This window comes from Desulfosporosinus sp. SYSU MS00001 (assembly GCF_049943955.1).
In the GTDB taxonomy this organism is placed as follows: Bacteria; Bacillota; Desulfitobacteriia; order Desulfitobacteriales; family Desulfitobacteriaceae; genus Desulfosporosinus.
Genome location: NZ_JBNFTW010000006.1, coordinates 164663 through 184760, shown reverse-complemented (window position 1 = coordinate 184760; position 20098 = coordinate 164663). Strand labels below are relative to the sequence as shown.

At 40.6% G+C, this 20098-nt stretch carries 22 protein-coding genes and 1 tRNA gene; 16 read left to right on the top strand and 7 right to left on the bottom strand.

All coding sequences use genetic code 11. The features are described 5' to 3' along the window. The first annotated feature begins 24 nt into the window (after positions 1–24). Complete coding sequence (locus ACPUYX_RS12800; protein WP_088225296.1) at positions 25–465, top strand: DUF2383 domain-containing protein; 441 nt, start codon at positions 25–27, stop codon at positions 463–465. 58 nt (positions 466–523) lie between these two features. On the opposite strand, the gene ACPUYX_RS12795 is transcribed toward ACPUYX_RS12800, so the two are convergent. Beyond that, entirely contained in the window at positions 524–841 is a 318-nt protein-coding gene (locus ACPUYX_RS12795) for a hypothetical protein (RefSeq protein WP_426380034.1), read from the bottom strand. Between the two features lie 238 nt (positions 842–1079). On the opposite strand from ACPUYX_RS12795, the gene ACPUYX_RS12790 reads away from it, so the two are divergent. Further along, positions 1080–1343, top strand: a complete 264-nt coding sequence (locus tag ACPUYX_RS12790; RefSeq protein WP_088225294.1) for an antibiotic biosynthesis monooxygenase — start codon at positions 1080–1082, stop codon at positions 1341–1343. A 23-nt stretch (positions 1344–1366) separates the two neighbouring features. On the opposite strand, the gene ACPUYX_RS12785 is transcribed toward ACPUYX_RS12790, so the two are convergent. From ACPUYX_RS12785 to ACPUYX_RS12775, 3 genes are read right to left on the bottom strand one after another with little or no spacing between them, the layout of a single operon-like run. Further along, positions 1367–2179: an aminotransferase class IV gene (locus ACPUYX_RS12785; protein WP_426380033.1), complete on the bottom strand. Its 813-nt coding sequence runs from the start codon at positions 2177–2179 to the stop codon at positions 1367–1369. Then, positions 2166–4184, bottom strand: coding sequence for an aminodeoxychorismate synthase component I (pabB, locus tag ACPUYX_RS12780; protein ID WP_426380032.1), 2019 nt, complete (start codon positions 4182–4184; stop codon positions 2166–2168). Before pabB ends, ACPUYX_RS12785 begins: the two co-directional genes overlap by 14 nt. Before the next feature lie 58 nt (positions 4185–4242). Further along, on the bottom strand, positions 4243–4749 hold the full coding sequence (locus tag ACPUYX_RS12775) for a hypothetical protein (protein ID WP_426380031.1): 507 nt from the start codon (positions 4747–4749) through the stop codon (positions 4243–4245). Positions 4750–4903: 154 nt separating this feature from the next. Between ACPUYX_RS12775 and ACPUYX_RS12770 the strand changes: the two genes are divergently transcribed. The 8 genes from ACPUYX_RS12770 (at position 4904) to ACPUYX_RS12735 (ending at position 12481) form a co-directional block, all read left to right on the top strand. After that, positions 4904–7636, top strand: a complete 2733-nt coding sequence (locus ACPUYX_RS12770; RefSeq protein ID WP_426380030.1) for a helicase C-terminal domain-containing protein — start codon at positions 4904–4906, stop codon at positions 7634–7636. Positions 7637–7706: 70 nt separating this feature from the next. Next, the gene (locus tag ACPUYX_RS12765; protein WP_426380029.1) at positions 7707–7847 is read left to right on the top strand and encodes a hypothetical protein; all 141 of its coding nucleotides are present in this window, start codon (positions 7707–7709) and stop codon (positions 7845–7847) included. Then, entirely contained in the window at positions 7847–8386 is a 540-nt protein-coding gene (gene pssA, locus ACPUYX_RS12760; RefSeq protein WP_088225289.1) for a CDP-diacylglycerol--serine O-phosphatidyltransferase, read from the top strand. Before ACPUYX_RS12765 ends, pssA begins: the two co-directional genes overlap by 1 nt. A gap of 151 nt (positions 8387–8537) precedes the next feature. Further along, entirely contained in the window at positions 8538–8888 is a 351-nt protein-coding gene (locus ACPUYX_RS12755) for a recombinase (RefSeq protein WP_088225288.1), read from the top strand. A 202-nt stretch (positions 8889–9090) separates the two neighbouring features. Further along, entirely contained in the window at positions 9091–9540 is a 450-nt protein-coding gene (locus tag ACPUYX_RS12750; RefSeq protein ID WP_426380028.1) for a hypothetical protein, read from the top strand. Between the two features lie 165 nt (positions 9541–9705). Further along, complete coding sequence (locus ACPUYX_RS12745; protein WP_426380027.1) at positions 9706–11292, top strand: peptide ABC transporter substrate-binding protein; 1587 nt, start codon at positions 9706–9708, stop codon at positions 11290–11292. A 151-nt stretch (positions 11293–11443) separates the two neighbouring features. After that, entirely contained in the window at positions 11444–11590 is a 147-nt protein-coding gene (locus ACPUYX_RS12740) for a hypothetical protein (protein ID WP_170932579.1), read from the top strand. A 9-nt stretch (positions 11591–11599) separates the two neighbouring features. Next, positions 11600–12481: a DUF1858 domain-containing protein gene (locus ACPUYX_RS12735; RefSeq protein ID WP_426380026.1), complete on the top strand. Its 882-nt coding sequence runs from the start codon at positions 11600–11602 to the stop codon at positions 12479–12481. 129 nt (positions 12482–12610) lie between these two features. Here the strand turns inward: ACPUYX_RS12735 and ACPUYX_RS12730 are convergent, their stop codons facing one another. Further along, entirely contained in the window at positions 12611–12799 is a 189-nt protein-coding gene (locus ACPUYX_RS12730; protein WP_047808246.1) for a ferredoxin, read from the bottom strand. 130 nt (positions 12800–12929) lie between these two features. On the opposite strand from ACPUYX_RS12730, the gene ACPUYX_RS12725 reads away from it, so the two are divergent. The 4 genes from ACPUYX_RS12725 (at position 12930) to ACPUYX_RS12710 (ending at position 16633) form a co-directional block, all read left to right on the top strand. Continuing rightward, positions 12930–13454, top strand: coding sequence for an N-acetyltransferase family protein (locus ACPUYX_RS12725; RefSeq protein WP_426380025.1), 525 nt, complete (start codon positions 12930–12932; stop codon positions 13452–13454). Between the two features lie 266 nt (positions 13455–13720). Beyond that, on the top strand, positions 13721–14518 hold the full coding sequence (gene spo0A, locus ACPUYX_RS12720; protein ID WP_426380024.1) for a sporulation transcription factor Spo0A: 798 nt from the start codon (positions 13721–13723) through the stop codon (positions 14516–14518). A 684-nt stretch (positions 14519–15202) separates the two neighbouring features. Further along, positions 15203–15796 carry a methyltransferase family protein gene (locus ACPUYX_RS12715; protein ID WP_426380023.1) on the top strand — a complete coding sequence of 198 codons (594 nt, stop codon included), beginning with the start codon at positions 15203–15205 and terminating at the stop codon, positions 15794–15796. Between the two features lie 162 nt (positions 15797–15958). Further along, positions 15959–16633, top strand: coding sequence for a dTMP kinase (locus ACPUYX_RS12710; protein WP_426380022.1), 675 nt, complete (start codon positions 15959–15961; stop codon positions 16631–16633). Between the two features lie 65 nt (positions 16634–16698). On the opposite strand, the gene ACPUYX_RS12705 is transcribed toward ACPUYX_RS12710, so the two are convergent. Beyond that, positions 16699–16774 (bottom strand) — tRNA-Arg (locus ACPUYX_RS12705). 151 nt (positions 16775–16925) lie between these two features. Between ACPUYX_RS12705 and ACPUYX_RS12700 the strand changes: the two genes are divergently transcribed. Continuing rightward, on the top strand, positions 16926–17795 hold the full coding sequence (locus tag ACPUYX_RS12700; protein ID WP_426380021.1) for a YitT family protein: 870 nt from the start codon (positions 16926–16928) through the stop codon (positions 17793–17795). 31 nt (positions 17796–17826) lie between these two features. Then, the gene (locus ACPUYX_RS12695; protein WP_426380020.1) at positions 17827–18828 is read left to right on the top strand and encodes a hypothetical protein; all 1002 of its coding nucleotides are present in this window, start codon (positions 17827–17829) and stop codon (positions 18826–18828) included. Between the two features lie 3 nt (positions 18829–18831). Here the strand turns inward: ACPUYX_RS12695 and ACPUYX_RS12690 are convergent, their stop codons facing one another. Further along, positions 18832–19617, bottom strand: a complete 786-nt coding sequence (locus ACPUYX_RS12690) for a polysaccharide deacetylase family protein (protein ID WP_426380019.1) — start codon at positions 19615–19617, stop codon at positions 18832–18834. Between the last annotated feature and the right edge of the window lie 481 nt (positions 19618–20098).

The window sequence follows — 20098 nt, the reverse complement described above, 5'->3', positions numbered from 1 at the left end:
TATCAAGAATAGGAGGTTTACATTATGGATAGATCCTTCGAAGTATTAAATTCAATTTTGGAAGGCGAACATATGGCAATTGAAGAATATCAATCATGTGTTGATGCACTTTCTGATGGACCGCTCAGAAACCATCTTACAAGTATCCTTACGGATCATAAAAATCATGCTACAAGGCTGGCCTATTATATTCAAATGAACGGAGGAAAAGTCAGGGAAGGTGTTGGACTGGTTGGGAATATCGAAAATTGGAAAAATAGAATTCGTAATTTGGGGAAGGTCAAATCCGAACAAATGCTGGATCACCTTTACTCCGGTGAGGACAAAGGACTTGCCCGAGCAGTTCAGTATTCGGAACGAAATTTAAGCGGCGCCGAAAAAGAACTACTGCAGCCTATATTTGCTGACGAGCATGACCATTTAAAACAATTGCAAAAGCTTAAAGAAGGCTTATTCTATCAGTAAAAAAGAGCAATAAAAAAAAGCGGTTTAAATCCGCTTTGTAGATTATTAGGTTAGATTATTAGGCATCTTTTTCTCGACGTTTTCGGGTTAATAGCTGTTTTCGGGCTAACATATCCGCGACCTTACCATTGTCTCCAAGCTTAATTCCCTGTAATCTCCATTCGCGGAAAGTTTGCCAAAACTGTTGCTCCGGGATTCTTCGGGTAAATCTTTCAGATTCTTCATCAAAAGGCCAGAAAACATCGACCCATACAGTACCTTTATTACTTAGAACAAGCAAAAAATGTACAAGCTCAGGATTTGGCGATTCGGAATCACGCATTAATATGTGTGAACGGCCATTAGGGAAATCTGTACGTACATAAGTAAGCTTCATCCATTTAATCCCCCTTTGTGCACTTCCAGTTGAGCCTTTAACTAAATTAAGTATAGCATGAAATTCAAAATATTTACACGTCAAAGCTCAAAACTAAGAAATTCTTATGATTGATTTAAAACTATGCATCTTAAAGTATGCTAATGCCGGGTTGAAGGTTCATGGGATTAAGTATGCAGGACGATAGTTCCGGGTAAACTAATCCGGAAATAGAAGTTTAATGTTGGAGGTATAGTCAATGCTTACTGTAATTCATACCTTTGATGGTCCAGATCTCGATCGCTTATTAGGACAAGTTAAAACCGGAATTCGTACTTGCGAAAACATCGATGGTTTCAAATTTGCCTCAGTAAATCAACAGCAGGACACCTCGGAAATTATGCTCTTTTCAAAATGGGAAGATCGCCGCGCCTTCGAAAATTGGGCCAGCACTATTGGAGAAAACAATGCTTTTAAGTCCTCAACGCCGCAAATATTTGAAGTTATCGAAGAGAAATATTAATAGGTAAATATTGACACAGAATGTCAGGGATAACCTGACATTTTTTGTTTATAAGCGGATTCCAGACGTCGCAGAAGGGAATCTTTGGCGGCTGGAGGTGAAACAGTAAATGATACATCATTCACGCAACAGACTGGCATCAGTCCCATCAGAGCATTTGTAACGAATAGTTCGTCCGACGCCAATAGTTCTTCAACTGTATATAAACCTTCTTCTGTTGGGATATTGAGGATATCAGCCAGCTCTAAAATTGTATAACGCCGTGTACCAGGTAAACACCCGCTGGCCAGCGATGGGGTGAAAAGTTTATTATCTTTGATAAAGAATAAATTGCTCATAGTGCCTTCACAAAGGTACCCTTTGGTGTTGAGCCATATGCCTTCGTCAGCACCATAGCGCACTGCGGTTTCTTTAGCCAACAAGTTTTCTAAATAGTTCGTCGACTTAATAGATACTAAGGGTGAATGTTCGTTACGCGGTGCAGATAAAAGGTGGAGTTTTATCCCTCTAAGATATTGCTCTGGTCTATAGGGCAGGGGTCTTACATTAAAGAAGAGTTGTGCTGGAAGATCAGTCCCGGGTGATCCGCCGCTAAGAGTTATGCGCAAGGCAAAAGGAAAAGAGGCGGGATTAAGACGGATAAATTCCTGTATTAATCTTGTCCATTCACTTTGATCCGGAAACTTAAGGTTAAGAAAGGAAGCCCCTTTTTTCATACGATTCCAGTGCAGGTCTGAAAAAAGGGGGCCTGATTCAGAGATGAGAAGGGTTTCGAAAAGCCCAAGACCAAATAAGACTAACCGATCTTGAGAGGAAATAACATTAGTGGGAGTCATGTAGTTGTCCTTTCAAAACCCTGAACAGGGCTTTTGCTTTATCAAGGGTCTCTTGGTATTCATCGGCGGGTATAGAATCAGCAACAATACCTCCTCCAGCATGAATATGGGCTTTTCCGTTTTTCAACAGGATCGTGCGAATAACGATATTCAGGTCCCAAGCGCCATCAAAACCAATATATCCAATACTTCCAGTGTAAATCCCTCGCTGAAAGGGTTCTAATTCATCGATAATTTCCATAGCCCGTATCTTCGGAGCTCCAGTAATCGAGCCGCCGGGAAAAATTGCTTGAAAAATCTCACTAGGCTGGAGGCCTTTTTGGAGTTGTCCGGTTATGGTCGAAACGAGATGCCAAACGGTCGGATATTTTTCCAGGGAGATCAGGTCAGCAACTTTCACACTGCCGAATTGACAGATTCGGCCCAAGTCGTTACGTTCCAGATCAATGATCATAGTTAATTCTGCACGGTCTTTCTTACTTGATAGCAGTGATTGGGCCTGAGCATCATCCTCAGGTGGTGATTCGTGTCGCGGTCGTGTTCCCTTAATGGGACGAGTTTCGATTTGGCCGTTCTTTGTGATGCGTATAAATCGCTCAGGCGAACTGCAAAGGATTTGAAAGTCAGGGTAAGGAAGAAAAGCAGCAAATGGTGCAGGATTTTGCAGATGTAGTTCGGAATATAATGACCAAGGATCTCCGGACCAAGGCAGAGAAAAACGCTGGGTCAGGTTGGCTTGGTAGATATCACCAGCGTAAATATATTCAATAACGTGTCTCAAATCCCGGAGATAGCTTTCTTTAGTGACCGTTGACTCGATTTTGACCAAATTTTGAGGAGATTCCGCAGGACTCGGTGTTGAAGGGTTATAAGAATTTAAAAGGTGTTCCAAATACCGGATACGAGCCTTCGCTATGTCAAGTCGGCAAATTCCATCTTCATCTATCCCGCAGGCGACCAACCAATAGCTTTTTCGAATATGATCGTAGACGATAATTCCATCGTACCACGCGAATCTCCAGAGAGGCAGCTCCAGGTCATTGATGGAGTGCTGCGGAAGGTGTTCGATTTCGTCTTTCAGGTCATAGCTAATAAAGCCTACTGCGCCTCCGGAAAAGGGAAAGGGAGAATTTGAAATGTGATATTTACGGATGGTATTGTCGAGAAAGTCAAAACTGCCAGGCGATTGTACCGGAGTTGTTGTTTTCTGCAAACGATTAGGCCTGGTAATTTCAAGTTTATCAGGATAGGCCGTTGCTTCTAAAAAAGGGGCTGCACCTAGGAAAGAATAGCAGCCAAGTTTTTGGTAACTGTCGCCGCTGTCAAGAAAAAAGGGAAAAGGCTCATTTTTGAGTGCTTGAAACATGATATTAGGGGGGAACTGACAAGCAAAAGGTTTAATTGCCCAATCCGAAGGCTGATGCAAGGTTTTCCATCTCAAGGCATTTTCCAGGGCATTTTGCAAAAGTTGGCGGCCCGCTTGGGTAAGGATCGCTTCAGGATGAAATTGAATTCCTTCGATAGGAAGGTGTATATGACGTAGTCCCATAATTTCCCCATCTTTAGTTTCCGCACTAATGGTCAATTCCTCCGGAAGTGAAGATCGTTCAATGATCAGGGAATGGTAACGGGTTACTTCTAAAGGATTAGGCAATCCCGTAAATAAGCCGCTGCCGTCATGATGAATAGAATCTGTTTTACCGTGAATTGGCTGTCTGGCCCTTACTACTTTTCCGCCAAAAAACTGCCCGATTGCTTGATGGCCAAGGCACACACCTAAGATGGGGATTTTCCCCTTGAAATAATCAATTAGAGTTAAGGAAAATGGGGATTCGGAGGGAGTACAAGGACCGGGAGAGATCACAATAAGGTCGGGTTTTAAAACTTCAATTTCTGATAAGGTACAGGTATCTTGGCGCTTAACAACAATTTCTTCCCCTAGCTCACCAAAGTATTGATAAAGGTTGTAGGTGAAAGAATCGAAGTTGTCCAACATAAATATCATGATATAATTCCCCTTAAAGATTTGCCTTGCGTGGCTCCGAACTATCTATGAATTATAGTTAACTGTTCTGATCATGCAGCATTTTTTCCAGGTCTTCAAAGGCCGGCAGGAGGTTAGGATTATCAATTCCTTGGAGGACCAGAGTGCGATTAATGGTTACGCGGCCGACATTTGCTCCCTCAACCTCAATCTGGAGAGATTCGACATCTAAGGCAACGGGTCGCTTATCCACGACAAAAGACATTCTCTTTGGTTGGGGATAAGTGGCTTGTAAACTAACTGTTGTCGTCGGATCGGATTTTGCCAATTCTTGGGAGCCGGGAGTATGTAAATCACTTAAAACAAAAGAGCATTCTACAAGCAATTTTTGCATCACTGCCATATTTGCGTTCCAAGGTAATTGAATGACTTCTGATTGGGTCATTCCAGAGGGAGAAACGGTAAGAATAACGTAGGAGCCGTCTTGTGTTAAATAAGGTTTTTCAGAGCAACCGCCCAGGAATAGTATTGAGAATAAAATAGATATGCTCAGTGCCAATGCTGAAAATTTTCGTCTCAACAACAATGGGTTAGCCTTCTTCCTTAAACAAGATTGTTTACATTTGTCGCCTTTTCAATTTTTCAATAGTGTATATTCGATACCTAAACTTCAAATCCTGCTTTTTCATTGCTTCCTAAGGAAAGATTGGGTACAATGGCTCAAGAGAGGGGTCAAGAGTGTGCATTACGACATCGTTGTTTTTTATATAGAGACGGCGTTTCAAGAGGGCATGAACGAAGAAATTCTCGAGTTTGCAGCCCTGCGAATTCATGATGGACAGGTTCAGAAATCGTTGTTATTTGGGCAATCGGTTGAAGAAGGTCCCTTTGGTACAGCTTCGTTGTCTGACCATCGTCAAGAAATCATAGAATTCTTTGCAGATACGGTTTTAGTCAGCCATCAGGGAACATCTTGCTTGCGGAATTTGGAAAGGACATTAAACGTATATTTCGAACAAGTTTATTGGGATACCCTCGACTTGGCCCGGATTTTTTTCCCGATCCTGCAGGATTACCAGTTGTTCTATCTGGCGGAAATACTTCAGCTTGCCAAAGAAGAGGAGCTAAGCACTTCTTCAGCTGAGAGGAAGGCTTTTTTAACGTGGAAACTTTTAGAGGCTTGCCGGAAAAAAGGTCGGGAATACGATCTGAGTTTCTTTGATCAAGCGCAAATTTTTTTAGAAGGGTGGTCAGGAAAGAGCTTTTTTGATGATTTAAGGCGAGAGATTACGGCTCAATTTTCTGACCGCCGGATTCAGACTGATCTGGTTCTGGCGCCCATGCCTGAAGGGCTATTTTCTCAAAATCAAAGCCATAATCAGAAAATACCGGATTCAATGAATTGGGTTATAGAGTGCTTCTCCCAGAATGGAATTTTCGAACAATCCTTGCCGGGTTATGAATGCCGCCTTGGCCAAAGGAAAATGGCAAAACTTATTGCGGAAGGACTCTCTTCAGCTCATCATGTCGTTGTTGAAGCTGGTACCGGAACGGGTAAGTCCTTCGCCTATTTGCTTCCAAGTTTATGGTTCGCAAGAAAGACAGGCCGTAAAGTTGTCATAGCGACTCACACAATACCTCTTCAGGAGCAGCTTCAGAAAAAAGATATTCCCATGCTAGAAAAGGTTCTGCCTTTTTCCTTTCGAACCTCAGTATTAAAAGGAAAAGGAAATTATTGTTGCCTTAAAAAGTGGTTAAGTTGTCTGAGCAATCCAAATGAAGTCACAGGTCGGGATCAAAAATTAGCGATATTGAGCACACTGGTTTGGCTGCGAGAAACGCTGACAGGGGATATCCAGGAACTTGCTAAGGTTCCGGGTCTGATTACTCTCTGGCCGACTTTAAATGCTGATCATGAAATGTGCAACCCAAGCAAATGTTCTAAAGCAGGGGTTTGTTTTTTACTTCGGGCAAGAAAAAAGGCCGAAGAAGCTGATTTATTAATCGTCAACCATTCTTTGCTATTTTCCGATCTAAAGACTGATTATAATGTTTTACCGGAATATCATCAGTTAGTCATTGATGAGGCTCATCAAATTTATCAAACCGCCCTGCAAAATTTGGGCTCTGAACTAAGTCAGGAGACGATTTTTCGGACGGCGGAGGCCATTTTCCGTAAGGCGGGTCCGAATTTTTACGGATCTATGAAACAACGTTGGCTGACAATCACTGAAAGAGTACCTATTGTGGCTTGGGATAGCTTTGAGAAACATTTGGATAATATCCCTGAGTTAAGCCTTAGAATTACAGAACAAGCTAAAGACTTATTCCAATTGTTTGAAGATATTTTAGGACCCAACCGCACTTTCCGGTTTGTCCCTAATCATACGAGCCTTTCGTGGTGGGAATTGCTCTTAATTCAAATAGAAAATTTATCAGGACGAATTAAATCTTTAGCGACAGTTTTTCAAAATCTTACGAGTATCTTAAACGGTGAAGAGTCCGATGAAATTGAGGAACTGAGGTATGTACTCGCCACTCATTTACGGGAACTGCAAGAAATCCAGGAGACCTTGGCTTTGGCAATCAATGTCCGTGATCCGGAACAAGTGACTTGGCTGGAACGAAGTTCAAGGCTATATTTAAAAACCTCTCCCATTAGAGTGGACGAAATTCTCAAGGAAAAAATATTTGATCGCCTTGATACTGTCATTTTAACGTCAGCTACCTTAAGCATTGCCAATTCTTTTAATCATTTTTTGCAAGATGTTGGCCTATCGTTAACAACAAAAACCGCAGTAGTTGATTCTCCATTCGATTTTGATAAACAAATGAATTTTTATATTCTAAAAAATTCTTTGATGTCCCAAGCATCCGATCAAGAAAAACTTGCAAGTCTCACGGAGATAATCCTTGAAGTTGCAAAACGAATGCAGGGACGTACCTTAGTCTTGTTTACAGCTCACAAATTGCTCCAAGAAACGTATGAAGTATTACAACCAAGATTAAAACGAATTAAAATCAACACGTTAGCACAGGGAGTTCACGGTGAACGGACAACATTATTGGAAACGTTTAAAAGAAATTCTAAAAGTGTTTTATTGGGGGCTAATAGTTTCTGGGAGGGAATTGATATTCCGGGAGAGACGTTATCCTGTGTGATTTTAGTTAAATTGCCTTTTTGGCCTCCCTCACTGCCCTTAATCGAGGCACGGTCGGAATTCTTAAAATCACAAGGCCAAGATCCTTTTCGCGAACTACTACTCCCGGAAGCAGTGATTCGGTTTAAGCAGGGGTTTGGGCGTTTAATACGCTCCAAAGAGGATCGAGGTTTCGTAATATTGCTGGATGACCGTATAATAAATAAATATTACGGGAGATATTTTTTGAACTCTTTACCCATTAAGACTCATTTTAGAGGAGATAACAATCTGCTTTATGAGAAAATTGACGAATGGCTTTTAGGTATTTAACCAGGAGGAGCTTTAATAATCATCACAAAAATGGTAAACTAAAGAAAATCGAGAGGAGGTTACTTTTTAGGTGAAACAATATCCCCTATCGTGTAATGATTGGGTTCATCTTGTTGGAGAAGAACTCTTTTTGCCCGTAAATTTCTATGTACGCGTTCGTAAAGACTATAAGGTGATTCGGAATCAATGGAATAGGGAGAGTGTTAGATAATGAGTGGAAGGCCAATCCCGGCTCGAATGATTCCGAGCATATTTACTCTTGCCAATCTTCTATTTGGTTTTCTTGCCTTGGTGTGGGTATTAGAAGCGAATTTTGATTTAGCATCGACCATGATTCTGCTCTCTGTGCTTATGGATAGTTTGGACGGTAAAGTAGCTCGCCGACTTTCGGTTAGTTCGGATTTTGGAAAAGAGCTTGATTCATTGAGTGATTTAGTATCCTTTGGTGTTGCACCTGCTATATTGACCTATCAGGGCATTCTCCAACCCCTTCAATTTGGCTATACCAGATATATTGGTTTAGGGATCGCTGTAGTTTTTGCCTTGTGTGGTGCGGTTCGTTTGGCACGTTTTAATATGCTGAATATCACAACTTATTTCGTAGGAGTACCCATTACTTTTGCCGGTGGTCTGATGGCTTTATTAATGTTTATACGACACATGTTGCCTTGGTATATTTACCCTTTCAGTATGGTTATTCTCGCATTTTTAATGGTTTCAACCTTTAAGGTTCCGAAGCTTGGTAAATAGGAAAATGCTGATCGAAATTATTTTATAATTTACTTTGAATTGTCTTCTGTAACGAGCAGGAATAATAGATTCCTGCTCGTTTTTTCACCCTTGAAGGAGCTCCGGCATATAGTATGGCACAAGACTGTGAACACTAAGGAGGAAGCATTTTATGGATAATCAGCAAGTTAGTTGGAATAACGTAGGATTAAGGATGGTTCAAGGTCTGACGACAACAATTGATGTCGTACGCCAGCTTGATGTTCAAGAAGCTTCTCTGGTTATGCGATTGTTAGGAAAAAGCTGTACACGAATGGTTAAAGAGGGAGTAGGTCATCAGTTTGGGATTGCCCTTATCGAAACAAGTGCTCAATTAGCGATGAAAGAGTCATTAGTTTTGGAAGACGTTATTAAAATAATTACAGGTATTATCGGCCGCCTATACTTTACCGCCAATTCAGAAGAGGAACGTCAGCTTGTTGCCCAGCTTGAGCAAGCAGTTAAAAATTACCAGGCTGTGTAATTTGGAATTCAGAACTTCGAAAGCATACATTACCTCTAGGTAGTAATTAATCCGAGGCAAAGGAGGAATTTCGATGCGTATCTACTATGTACGATTACCTGAGTTCGTACTTAATGTTTTACGAAAAGTTTTTGGCTAAAGTGGAATGAAAATCACATTTCCCTCCTAAAATGATAATAGAGACAAGCAAGGGGGGAAAACAATGCGGCAGAGTCGCTATGTATGGATTTTAGGTTTATCTATCGTCTGTTTAGTTACCATTTTTATGTTTCAAACACCTCAAACAGTAATTTCAACAATGGCAGATCCTCATTATCAAAGTGATCCCAAAACAACTGTTCAACATTTCTGGTCTCTCATGGATAGGCGTCAAACTGACTTGGCTCAAGAACTTTTACTTTTGCCGGAAGGATCTATGGATGAACAAGACTTTAAAGCATGGGTGGCATTACTCAATAAAGATCCGCTGGTATCACTGCAAAAGATTGAGTTTTTGAATTCTGAGCCAAACAATACCCAGGGGGTCGTTGTTCGAGTTTCCTGGGTATCACCAATCCAAAACGTTGAAAGTGCTACCTTTTCAATGGGTTTAAGACAGACTGTAAGTGGTTGGCGAATCCAACAATTTAAGCGGATAAAGGCTCTTTCATAATAGTCCTCATTTCCTGACTAAGGAAATTTGGGACAAAGATTATAAGAACGAATATAAGAACGCAGACTTGAAACCACAAAACTGCGTTCTCTTTTTTATACATACTGTTAATATTGAACGTTGACTGTCGTCATTGAGCATAACAAAGGAGGGCAAAGAAAAAACGTGAAGAGAAATAATCGTCTTTTGGCAGTCATTGCTGTTACGCTTATCTTTGGATTTCTTCTAACAGTCTGTAGTACTTCAATGGAAATGAAAATACGTTTTGCCCCGGGCGGTGAACCAAAGACTCTTGATCCACAGCTGTATAGCGGTATTCCCGAAGCTATAATTGAAATGGCTTTGTTTGAAGGTATTACGCGCCTGGACAAGAACAACGTCCCGCAGTTGGCAGTTGCCAACAGCGTTGAAGTTTCTCCTGACGGGCTGAACTATAGGATTATATTAAAGAGTACTGAATTTAGCAATGGAGACCCTCTAACTGCATACGATTTTAAAGCATCCTGGATGCATGCCCTTAATTCCGAGGCCAAAGCAGCGTATGCCTACCCATTATTCTATATTAAGAATGCAGAAGCTTACTACTCACGCAGTGCTAAAGCAGAGGATGTCGGGATTAAGGTGATGGATGACAGAACTCTGGAAGTAACTTTAGAAACTCCTTGCCCCTTCTTCAAATCTCTCTTAGCGCTCCCCACGTATTTTCCAGTGGATCAACAGAACGCTCAAGCACATAAGAATTGGTATGCAGATGGTACAGTATTTGTTGGCAACGGCCCCTTTATGATTAAAAGCTGGAGTCATAATGATAAAATGATCCTCGTGAAAAACCCAAATTATTATGATGCTGTGAATGTTAAATTGAAGGAACTCGACTTTTATCTAGTGCAAGATGGAAAGAAAGCGACAACAGCCTTTGAAGCTGGAAAATTAGATGGACTTAATAACCTCGTAACGGAAGATATCTTTCGTTTAAAAAGGGATGGCAATTTAAAGGCGGCTCCGATGTTAGGGACGGATTTTTATCGCTTAAATACGACTAAGAAGCCACTCAATGATCTAAGGGTGCGTCAAGCTTTATCCATTGCCCTAAATCGTCAAGAACTTCTGGGGAATGTAATAGGGGGTGAAATTCCAGCTTATGCTTTCGTTCCCGGAACAATTCCTGATGCCGTTCCAGACAAGGACTTCCGTAAAATGGGTGGAAATTTAATCAATGAAGATATTGCCAAGGCTAAACAACTTCTGGCTGAGGCCGGTTATCCTGAGGGCAGAGATTTTCCCGTTTTAACGATTCTCTATAATACTAATGGTAAACAACAATTATCCCCTCAAGCAATCCAAGATCGCTGGAAAAGTAACTTGGGTATCAATGTGAAGCTGCAAGGCCAAGAGTGGGATGATTATCAACAAAATCAACAAGGGTTGGGCTATGACATCGCTCGAGCTTGTTGGATTGGTGATTATGTTGATCCCATGACCTTTTTGGCTATATTTCAGTCAAACAGCGGTAATAACGAAACCGGTTGGACGAACGGAACATATGACAAGGATATTGAAACGGCTCAAAAAAGCTCTGATCAAAGGGTTCGTATGGAAGCTATGCATAAAGCCGAAAAAATACTTATGCAAGAGATGCCGATTATTCCTGTTTATTACTATGTTCAGAACTATATCCTTAAAGATAACATTAAAGGGGTCATTGTTTCCCCCTTGGATTTCTTCGACTTTAAGTACGCTGCAGTGCAATAACTTGTGTAGTATAGTTTCGTAATGAATCGTTTAAACTTAGATTGACCAAGCTAAGAAGGGTGCGTAAAAGCACACAAAAACGTGTGTTAAGTCACACTTTGCCAAAAGTTAACGTGCTAGACTACGACTATAAAGAAGGAGGTAAACTACTATGGCAAATGTTAAAAAAGAAGCCCCAGAACTTGAGTGTGATCAATGTGGAACAACTAGCGAATTGACACCTATTTTGACATATGTTCACCAAGGTGAAGAAAAACATGTATGTACGCATTGTCTGCCAATGCTCATTCATGGATAGGAGACTGATATGCGCTTTACACTTGATATGAAGTTAAAAGATATTATGGCGGCAAACCCGAAGACAGCAGAGGCAATGCAGGAATTAGGATTACATTGTCTCGGGTGTGCATTTTCGGTCAATGAAACCTTAGCCAATGCGGCGCAAATGCACCATTTAGACCCCAGCCTTTTACTGGAAAAAGTAAATGCGGTTGAACAAGGTGAACTATCTCCCGAAGCAGCAGCCAAGGCACAGCCTCCAGGTTCTATACTCCAGATGGATAAGAAAACCTATTCAATTGCCCCCCATATTCCGGCTGGTGTTGTAACCCCGGAGATCTTACGCAAAATCGCTGATGTTGCGGAGAAGTATAAGGCTCAAGCTCTGAAAGTAACTTCAGCTCAGCGAATCGCTATTGTGGGGTTACAACCGGAAGATGTGCCTAAAATATGGGAAGAATTAGGAATGGATCCAGGGCATGCCGTTGGTTTGTGCGTACGAAGCGTCAAGGTCTGTCCGGGCGATACCTTCTGCAAACGCGGACTTCAAGAAACATTGGCGTTAGGTATGGAGATTGACAAACAATATCACGGTTTAGAATTACCTTCGAAATTTAAAATTGGTGTTGCCGGCTGTCCGAATAAATGTACTGATGCCGCTTCGGTGGATCTTGGCTTAATGGGAACCAGCAAAGGGTATCATCTTTATGTCGGAGGAAATGGCGGAGTTAAGCCCAGACAAGGTAACATTCTTTTTGAAAACCTCCAGAAGGATCAAGTACTGCCTGCTGTGGATGCGGTAATTACCTACTATAAAGAGAATGCAAAACCTCAGGAACGAATAGGCCGGCTTATTGACCGCATAGGCATTGAAGGTCTTCATGATTTTGCGGAAAAACAAATCCAGTGAAATAAATTAAGGAAGCAGACGCGGATGTTTATATCCGCGTCTGCTTCCTTTTCCAGGGTTGAAGCTGCTAAACGGCTTTAGTTGTTCAGCTGCTCAGGAGGTTCCTTTAACTATAAGGATTATTCTGTATTAGTTTACAGTAATGGCATCAACAGGGCAGCCTTCTTCTGCTTCTTTGGCAGTGTCTTCTACATCGCTGGGAACAGGGTTGGTATAAGCCGTTGCTAAGCCATCGTCATCCATCTTGAAGACTTCAGGGCAAAATTCAGGGCAGGCTCCACACCCTATGCACGTATCTTTGTCAACTTCGGCAATCATTATGTACCCTCCTTCACCAAATCTAATGATATTCTTCCCTTGTCAAAGTAGTCTATTCATATTACTGTTATATAAATAGAATTTTTCTGAGCTAATAAGTTAGTTTTTGGTGAGTGAGGCGGAAGAGGCTATGAATGTTATTATTCGTAAAGCAGAAAAGGACGATATGGAACGAATACGGGAGATTTATAACTGGGCAGTACTGAACTCTGTTGCGACCTTTGACCTCGAGGAACGTTCAATTGAGCAAAATGAACATTGGTTTAAGGAACATCAGGGAAGGTATCCCTTATATGTTGCTGTTACTCAAAACAGGGTCATTGGCTGGGGGAGCATATCTCCTTTTCATCCCAGAGCAGCCTATCGCCCGACTGGTGAATTCTCTATTTATATTGCTCCAGAATATCAGGGAAAGAAATTGGGAGATAGGCTTCTTAAACATCTTTGTGGCTGCGCTGAAGCCTTAGTTTATCACTCGTTAATCGGTCTGATAACAGGTACGAACGTAGCCAGTTTAAGGTTAGCAGAAAAAAATGGCTTCGAACGGGTGGGTCATTATCGTGAAGTTGGTATTAAATTTGGTCAATGGCTCGATGTTATCGTGGTTCAAAAGATGATTTGTAATATTAGCGGGATTTCGGATAATTCATTTTGATTAATCTCGATTTTGTTCTCATTATTTCATTCTCAATAGAAAGTTCTCTCACCCATATGGAAAATACAGGAAGATTTTGCGTCAAAAATTATTTCCATTTTTATCCATAACCCTTAACCCATCAGCTTTACAGCTCTTTAAACAGCTTTACCTAGTTTCCTTATTATTTGCGATTTCGACATTGCCCTTAACGTATAATAAGGGCACCGGAGTTTCAAAACGAGAAATGGTCTACCGGAATACGATTAAGGCGGGATGATGGTCGAATGGGTAAGAAAATCAAAATAATTGTGGCGGATGACAATCGTAATTTATGTCAAATGCTACAGAACTACCTCCAGGGACAAGAAGATTTAATCGTTGTTGGCGTAGCTAATAATGGTTTGGAAGCTTGGGAACTCATTCAAACTCAAGAACCGGATTTAATTATTCTTGACTTGGTTATGCCGAATTTAGATGGATTAGGGGTCTTAGAACGTGTCAATAGCCGTACTACGATGCCGCGTCCAAAGGTAATAATGCTTACTGCTTTTGGACAGGAGTCTCTCACTCATCAGGCAATGTTGCTGGGAGTGGATTATTTCATTCTCAAACCTTTTGATTTGGAAATATTAAATAAACGAATTCGCTCCTTAACGCAAGATTTGCCGGCAACTGCCCCAACTCAGTTTACAACATCTGCTCCAACAGTCACAACAGTTGGCAGTGGAGTAAATTTAAGTGTGGAAGTTACTACAATGATGCATCAAATTGGTATTCCTGCTCATGTCAAAGGATATCAATATATACGTGATGCTATTCTTATGGTGGTTGAAGATGTTTCTCTGTTAGGGGCAGTTACTAAAGAGCTCTACCCAGGAATAGCTAAAAAGTTTGATACGGCGCCGAGTAGAGTGGAACGCGGAATTCGTCATGCGATTGAATTAGCTTGGGAACGAGGACATACGGATACCTTAAAACGAATATTTGGTTATTCGATGAACATAGAACGTCAGAAACCAACGAACTCAGAGTTCATTGCCCTCTTAGCCGACAAATTAAGAGTGATGAGTAAGGTTAGCTAACTGCTGCAAATGTATGCCATATTGAGATGAAGTATATCCAATTAATTGTGAGTAAAGGTCTACTTAAATAAAAATAGTATACAATTAACTAAAATTGAATTTCTAAAAGTGCTTTATTGCTTTTTGAATTATCTATATTTAAATTTAGTCATCCAAAATTTATTACGTTACAATGTAATGGCTTCCTTCTTTTCAAGGATGGGCTGATTTTTTACAAAGCAACTGAATATTGAGCTTAGAACTATTTTAGTTGCTTAAATAATAGATTTGAATAAGGCTACTGGTTAAAATTTCATTATTCTTATTATTGAAGATAAATTAAGCAATATATGAACTTCATTTTTAGTAAAAGCCTGGAATAAAGGTGCATGTGGTCTATACAATTGATGTATAGTTATTGGATTTTTCTATTATTATCTAGAATAATGAACGTCTTTAAACATGCTTTCGCACGTCTAAGGGCGTTCATTTTTGCTTAATATTTTACCATGCATTGATTATTTTCCTCGTGGTTTGCAAAGACAATTAAATTGTTTATAATCAAGTAAGGAAGTTTGATACTTCATACTTCATGGACAATGTTTGGGCCAAAACATTAATTTAGACCGTCAGCAAAGGTTGACAAGATTTTTTGTCAGCCTTTTATATTGGCACTTTGTCTATCAGTGGGGGAATCAGAAAATCATGTATATTATTGTCATTATGATGTGGGTTGGATTTGCCTGTATTCATAGCCTCTTAATTGATTTGCGATTTTCTGATTGGGCAAGTCGATTGTTGGGAAGGTACTCTGCGTATTACCGGATTTTTTATAATCTGCTTTCTATTCTCCTATTTATGACGTTACAAAAATACACCAAATCCTTAGACAAAAGATTCGTCATAAAATTTGTGACCCCATTGACGATTTTACAATTTGGTTTAATTATCCTCTCATGCCTGGTAATTTTATGGGCCTTTCTAAGTTATGATCCCTTGGAGTTTATTGGGGTTCGTCAGATAAAGGAGAAAGGGGAGAAAAGCACTCTCCCTAAGGCCATTACTGAGAAGGGACTATTGGGCATTGTTCGTCATCCCATGTATCTAGCCACGATCATACTCATGTGGAGTTTGAATTCGACAAAGATAGACATTATAGTTCATACAATTCTAACCATTTATATACTAATTGGTATTAAGTTAGAGGAAAAGAAACTAGTTAAACAATTTGGCTTATCGTACATAATCTATCAGAACAAAGTTCCGGCATTGATTCCATTTACCAAACGAGTAGAATAGTCTTCAGCCTTAGCTGAACGAGTTCACTGGCGATACCCTAACGAAATATGCTAACAGGGATGTCAATTGATCCAGTAATTGTATTCATAGTCTGCTATAAAATGTAATTAATTTATTTGGCCAAAAGCCAAATGTTCGAAAAACGCTAAGGAGGAACTTCTTTTGAAGGGAAAGCTGATTGTTATTGAAGCTGGCGATGGTTCAGGTAAAGCAACGCAAACAAAATTATTATTTGAGCGGCTTAAAGCAGAAAATTATAACATAAAAAAAGTAGAATTTCCTAATTATCAGAGCGATTCCTCAGCCCTGATTAAGATGTACTTAAAAGGGGAGTTCGGCAGGAATCCTAACGATGTGAACCCTTATGCCGCTTCTGCTTTTTATACAGTTGACAGGTATGCATCCTATAAGAAAGAATGGGAAGAGTTCTACTTAGGAGGCGGCATTATATTGGCTGACCGCTATACCACCTCGAATATGGTTCATCAGGCTTCTAAATTATTGGATAAAGAGGAGAGGAAAGTTTATCTTGATTGGTTAGAGGATTTGGAGTTTCAGAAATTCAAACTGCCTGTTCCGGATTGTGTAATTTTCCTCGACATGCCCCCTCATTTCAGTCGAACATTAATGAATAATCGCCAAAATAAATTTGGCGGAAAGAATAAGGATATCCATGAGAGTAATTACGAGTATTTGGTGCATTCCTATAAAACAGCTTGTGAAATAGGCGCTGATTACGAATGGAAGAGAATTGATTGTGTCTCGAACGATCAACTGAGAAGTATTGAAGAGATTCATAACGATATATACATAACTGTCAAACAGTTGCTGGGTTAGGAAATAAATATGAAGGCAAAAAAAAGCAAAGCCACAACTCTCAGGTTGTGGCTTTAAATACATTATGGTGCGCCCGGCGGGATTTGAACCTGCGACCTCCGGCTTCGGAAACCGTCACTCTATCCACTGAGCTACGAGCGCATACGAGGAAACTTCTTTAGTTTACCCAATTAGTCCTGATTTGTCAAGATTGGATGCTAGGGATTTGGTCTGGAAGTTGTCTCCTCAAGGAGTCTGCTGTATAATGCTACCAGGAAAATAACTGATTTGATTCAAGAAATGAGGAATTCCATTGCACTGGAAACAGATAAAAGAAATCTTTTCTTGGCAATTATTGAAGCACCTCTTAGGAATAATTCTCGGTGCCACAATAGTGAGTGCAAGTATTAATACGTTGATCATTCCTAACCGCATAGCGGATGGTGGGGTTACTGGTATTGCGATTATTTTGCATTATTTGTTTAAATGGCCTGTGAGCTGGATTGTATTGGTCTTAAATATACCTCTTTTTATCGTAGGACTTAAATTAGTCGGACGAAGATTCTTGCTTTTAAGTGTGTTGGGTGTTGCTGTTTTGTCACTGACTCTCTCTATGACAACTCAATTACCCCCTTTAACGCATGATACGCTGTTGGCCGCGATCTCCGGTGGAGTCGTTTCCGGCATCGGCATGGGGATTATTTTTCGCTCGCGTGGTTCTCTGGGGGGGACAGATATTTTGGCTGTTTTATTTGCGAGAACGACGCCTTTCAGTGTCGGTCAGATTTTACTGGCAATTGATGCGGTAATTTTTTTGATGACGGCAATTTTATTTAAACCAGAAATGGCTATGTATGCCATGATATATATGTTCATTGCGACCCGGGTAGTTGACTTAGTTCAGGAAGGTCTCAGCCATTCTAAGTCAGTAATGGTGGTAACCTCTTATCCCCAAGAGATTGCCAATGAAATTATGTCCAAACTGGAACGCGGCGTCACACTATTTCAAGCGACAGGTGCTTTTTCGGGAGAATCTAAGCAGGTTGTCTATTGTGTAATTAATCGTACTGAGTTGTCCCAATTAAAAGAGATTGTTCGCGAACAAGATCCGGTGGCTTTCGTGGCTATTTCTGAGGTTCCTGAAGTCGTAGGTGAAGGCTTTTCATCATGGAAGGGACATTAAGAATCTACCATCGATAGGGGAGAGATCATTTTTGTCAAACCATCAACGGCAGCTATGGTGTCGCTGCCGCAGGAGTAGAGTAATCGTTGTTATTATTGTTTTAACCATACTGGTTATCCCTCCTCTATGGAAAATTGGACGCATGAAACAAGCCATGGATAATTATGATGTCTTAGGATTAAGATCGGAATTGAATAGCCCTGGAGTCTTTGGAAAGTTTCTTTTCTCGTTAGGTTTTGTCCAAGATGCTAAGTTGTGGCTGGCCCTTAACCTAAATAATCAAGATATAATAGCTCAATTATCAAGATATAATGACGACAAACATCTTTTTTGGCTTTTTTTATACGATTTACAGCAGGGTAATAACGTTGAGGCCGAGAATATCATGACTAGAATCGGAAACCCCACTCAAAAAGACCTGGCTCAAAGTGTTTGGGAATTAGCAAAGGGAAATTTTGAGGGCACCCAGGTCTTATTAAGCGAAAGGACAAGGGATTGGTCGGCTATTCCTCGACAAGAGCGGGTTTTAAGGCACTTAGCCTTAGCCCAAGCGTCCCTTAATAGGGATGATTTTGTGACAGCTCATGAAGAACTTACAGTGGTTCGGAACTTACAGCCTTTCAATCCGGCAGTTCAATCCATAGAGTTTAATTTAGCGCTGCAGGAGGAACAATGGTCAAGAGCCTATGAAGCTGGAAAATCAATTCAGAATCAAACTTGGAGAGCCGAAACAACATTATTCGAGACTGAAATGGCTTTGTTAGCCCTAAGGGTGAATCATCAAGAGGGCTTTGCTAAAAGTCTTTATGCTTTAAAAAGGCTCCCTCATGGAGAGGCCGTCGTTAATTACCTTAAGGGAATCCAGGCTCTAGGACAAGGAAGGACCCAGGAAGGACATAACTTTTTGAAAATCGCCCTCCAAGGAGATCTGGAAGGCAGTGTTAAAGCAGACGCACTTCAAGCTCTTCAACAAGCAACTAAACGGCAAGAGGTTGACCCGCTCTTAAAATCTTTAACCAGGGAATCACAATGATACTTATTTTTGGGATGGTTCATTATCTAATTTACTTTCAGGAGGCCAAGTTCCACTTGCTTCTGACAATAGTTTTCCTACAGGCATAAGGGTGTAACCCTTATGCTTTAACTGTTCTATGACTGTGGGCAAGGCTTGAATGGTATCAGGCGCAGAGTCTGAAGCATGGAATAAAATAATATCGCCCGCTTTAGCTCCTCCACCTGAGCGTATACCATTGAGAACGTTATTAATTACTGCTGATGGTCCGGGGCGCTTCCAGTCGAGAGAATCAACGCTCCATTGAATCACTCGGTAGCCGAGTTTATGGGCGACAGCAATTACTTTATTATCATAAGCTCCATTCGGAGCGCGAATAAGCCGCACTTTTTGATCGGAGATTCGTTCTAGAACTTCTTGAGCGGAGGATATCTCCTGTTCAATTTCGCCAGATCCTAAGGTGTTAAGATCAATATGGCGGTTTCCGTGGGACCCAATTTCGTGGCCGTCCGCGACCATACGCTGGACTAAGGCCTGATGCTTTTCAGCCCAAGGACTTGATAGAAAAAATGTAGCGTGAACTCCTTCCTGTTTCAAAATATCCAGAATTGGTTCTGGGGTTTTTTCTCCCCAACTGATATCAAAGGTTAGGCCTATAGACGGGGTATTGACTGTTGCCGAATAAATGGGTTTCAGTTTTCCGGAAAAAACTGAGGTCACATTCTCTCGGTAAGTGATCAAAACGAGCAATAAGATCCCCCAAAGAGCAAGGTTACGCCAGGATGGTTTTTTAAAAATGATAAATCTCACGTTGGCATTCCTCCTTTGGGATAAAGATATTCGTTTAAACAGCAGATCATGAGGTAAAAAACAAAAAAACGCCCTATAAGGGCGTCGATTTATTAAGAGTTGATTTTCTTAAAAATGTTTAAAAATTTTTCGGCCGAACACCTGTTCAATTAAATCAACTTTGAATAATAACTTAAGTAATAAGTGAAGAACCAAAAAAGAGGCTGCTACAATCACTATAAAACGTATTAGGAAAAAAGTGATGGCGAATAGCCAGGTAAAAACTTTACCCAATACTACAGCTGAAACATAAAGACCTAGAATGAGTATAAGTAGTTTGACTGCAGTCATCCAAATATTAGAAGATTGAGATGGGCGATAAGTATTCAAGGTCTAAACCCCCCCTTCTAGAAAAAGATTATCATATTTCGACTTTTATGTCTAGGTTGCATGCTTGTTCTCTCTAATGTTCCTCAGGTCCCTTAAATCTTCTGATTTTACA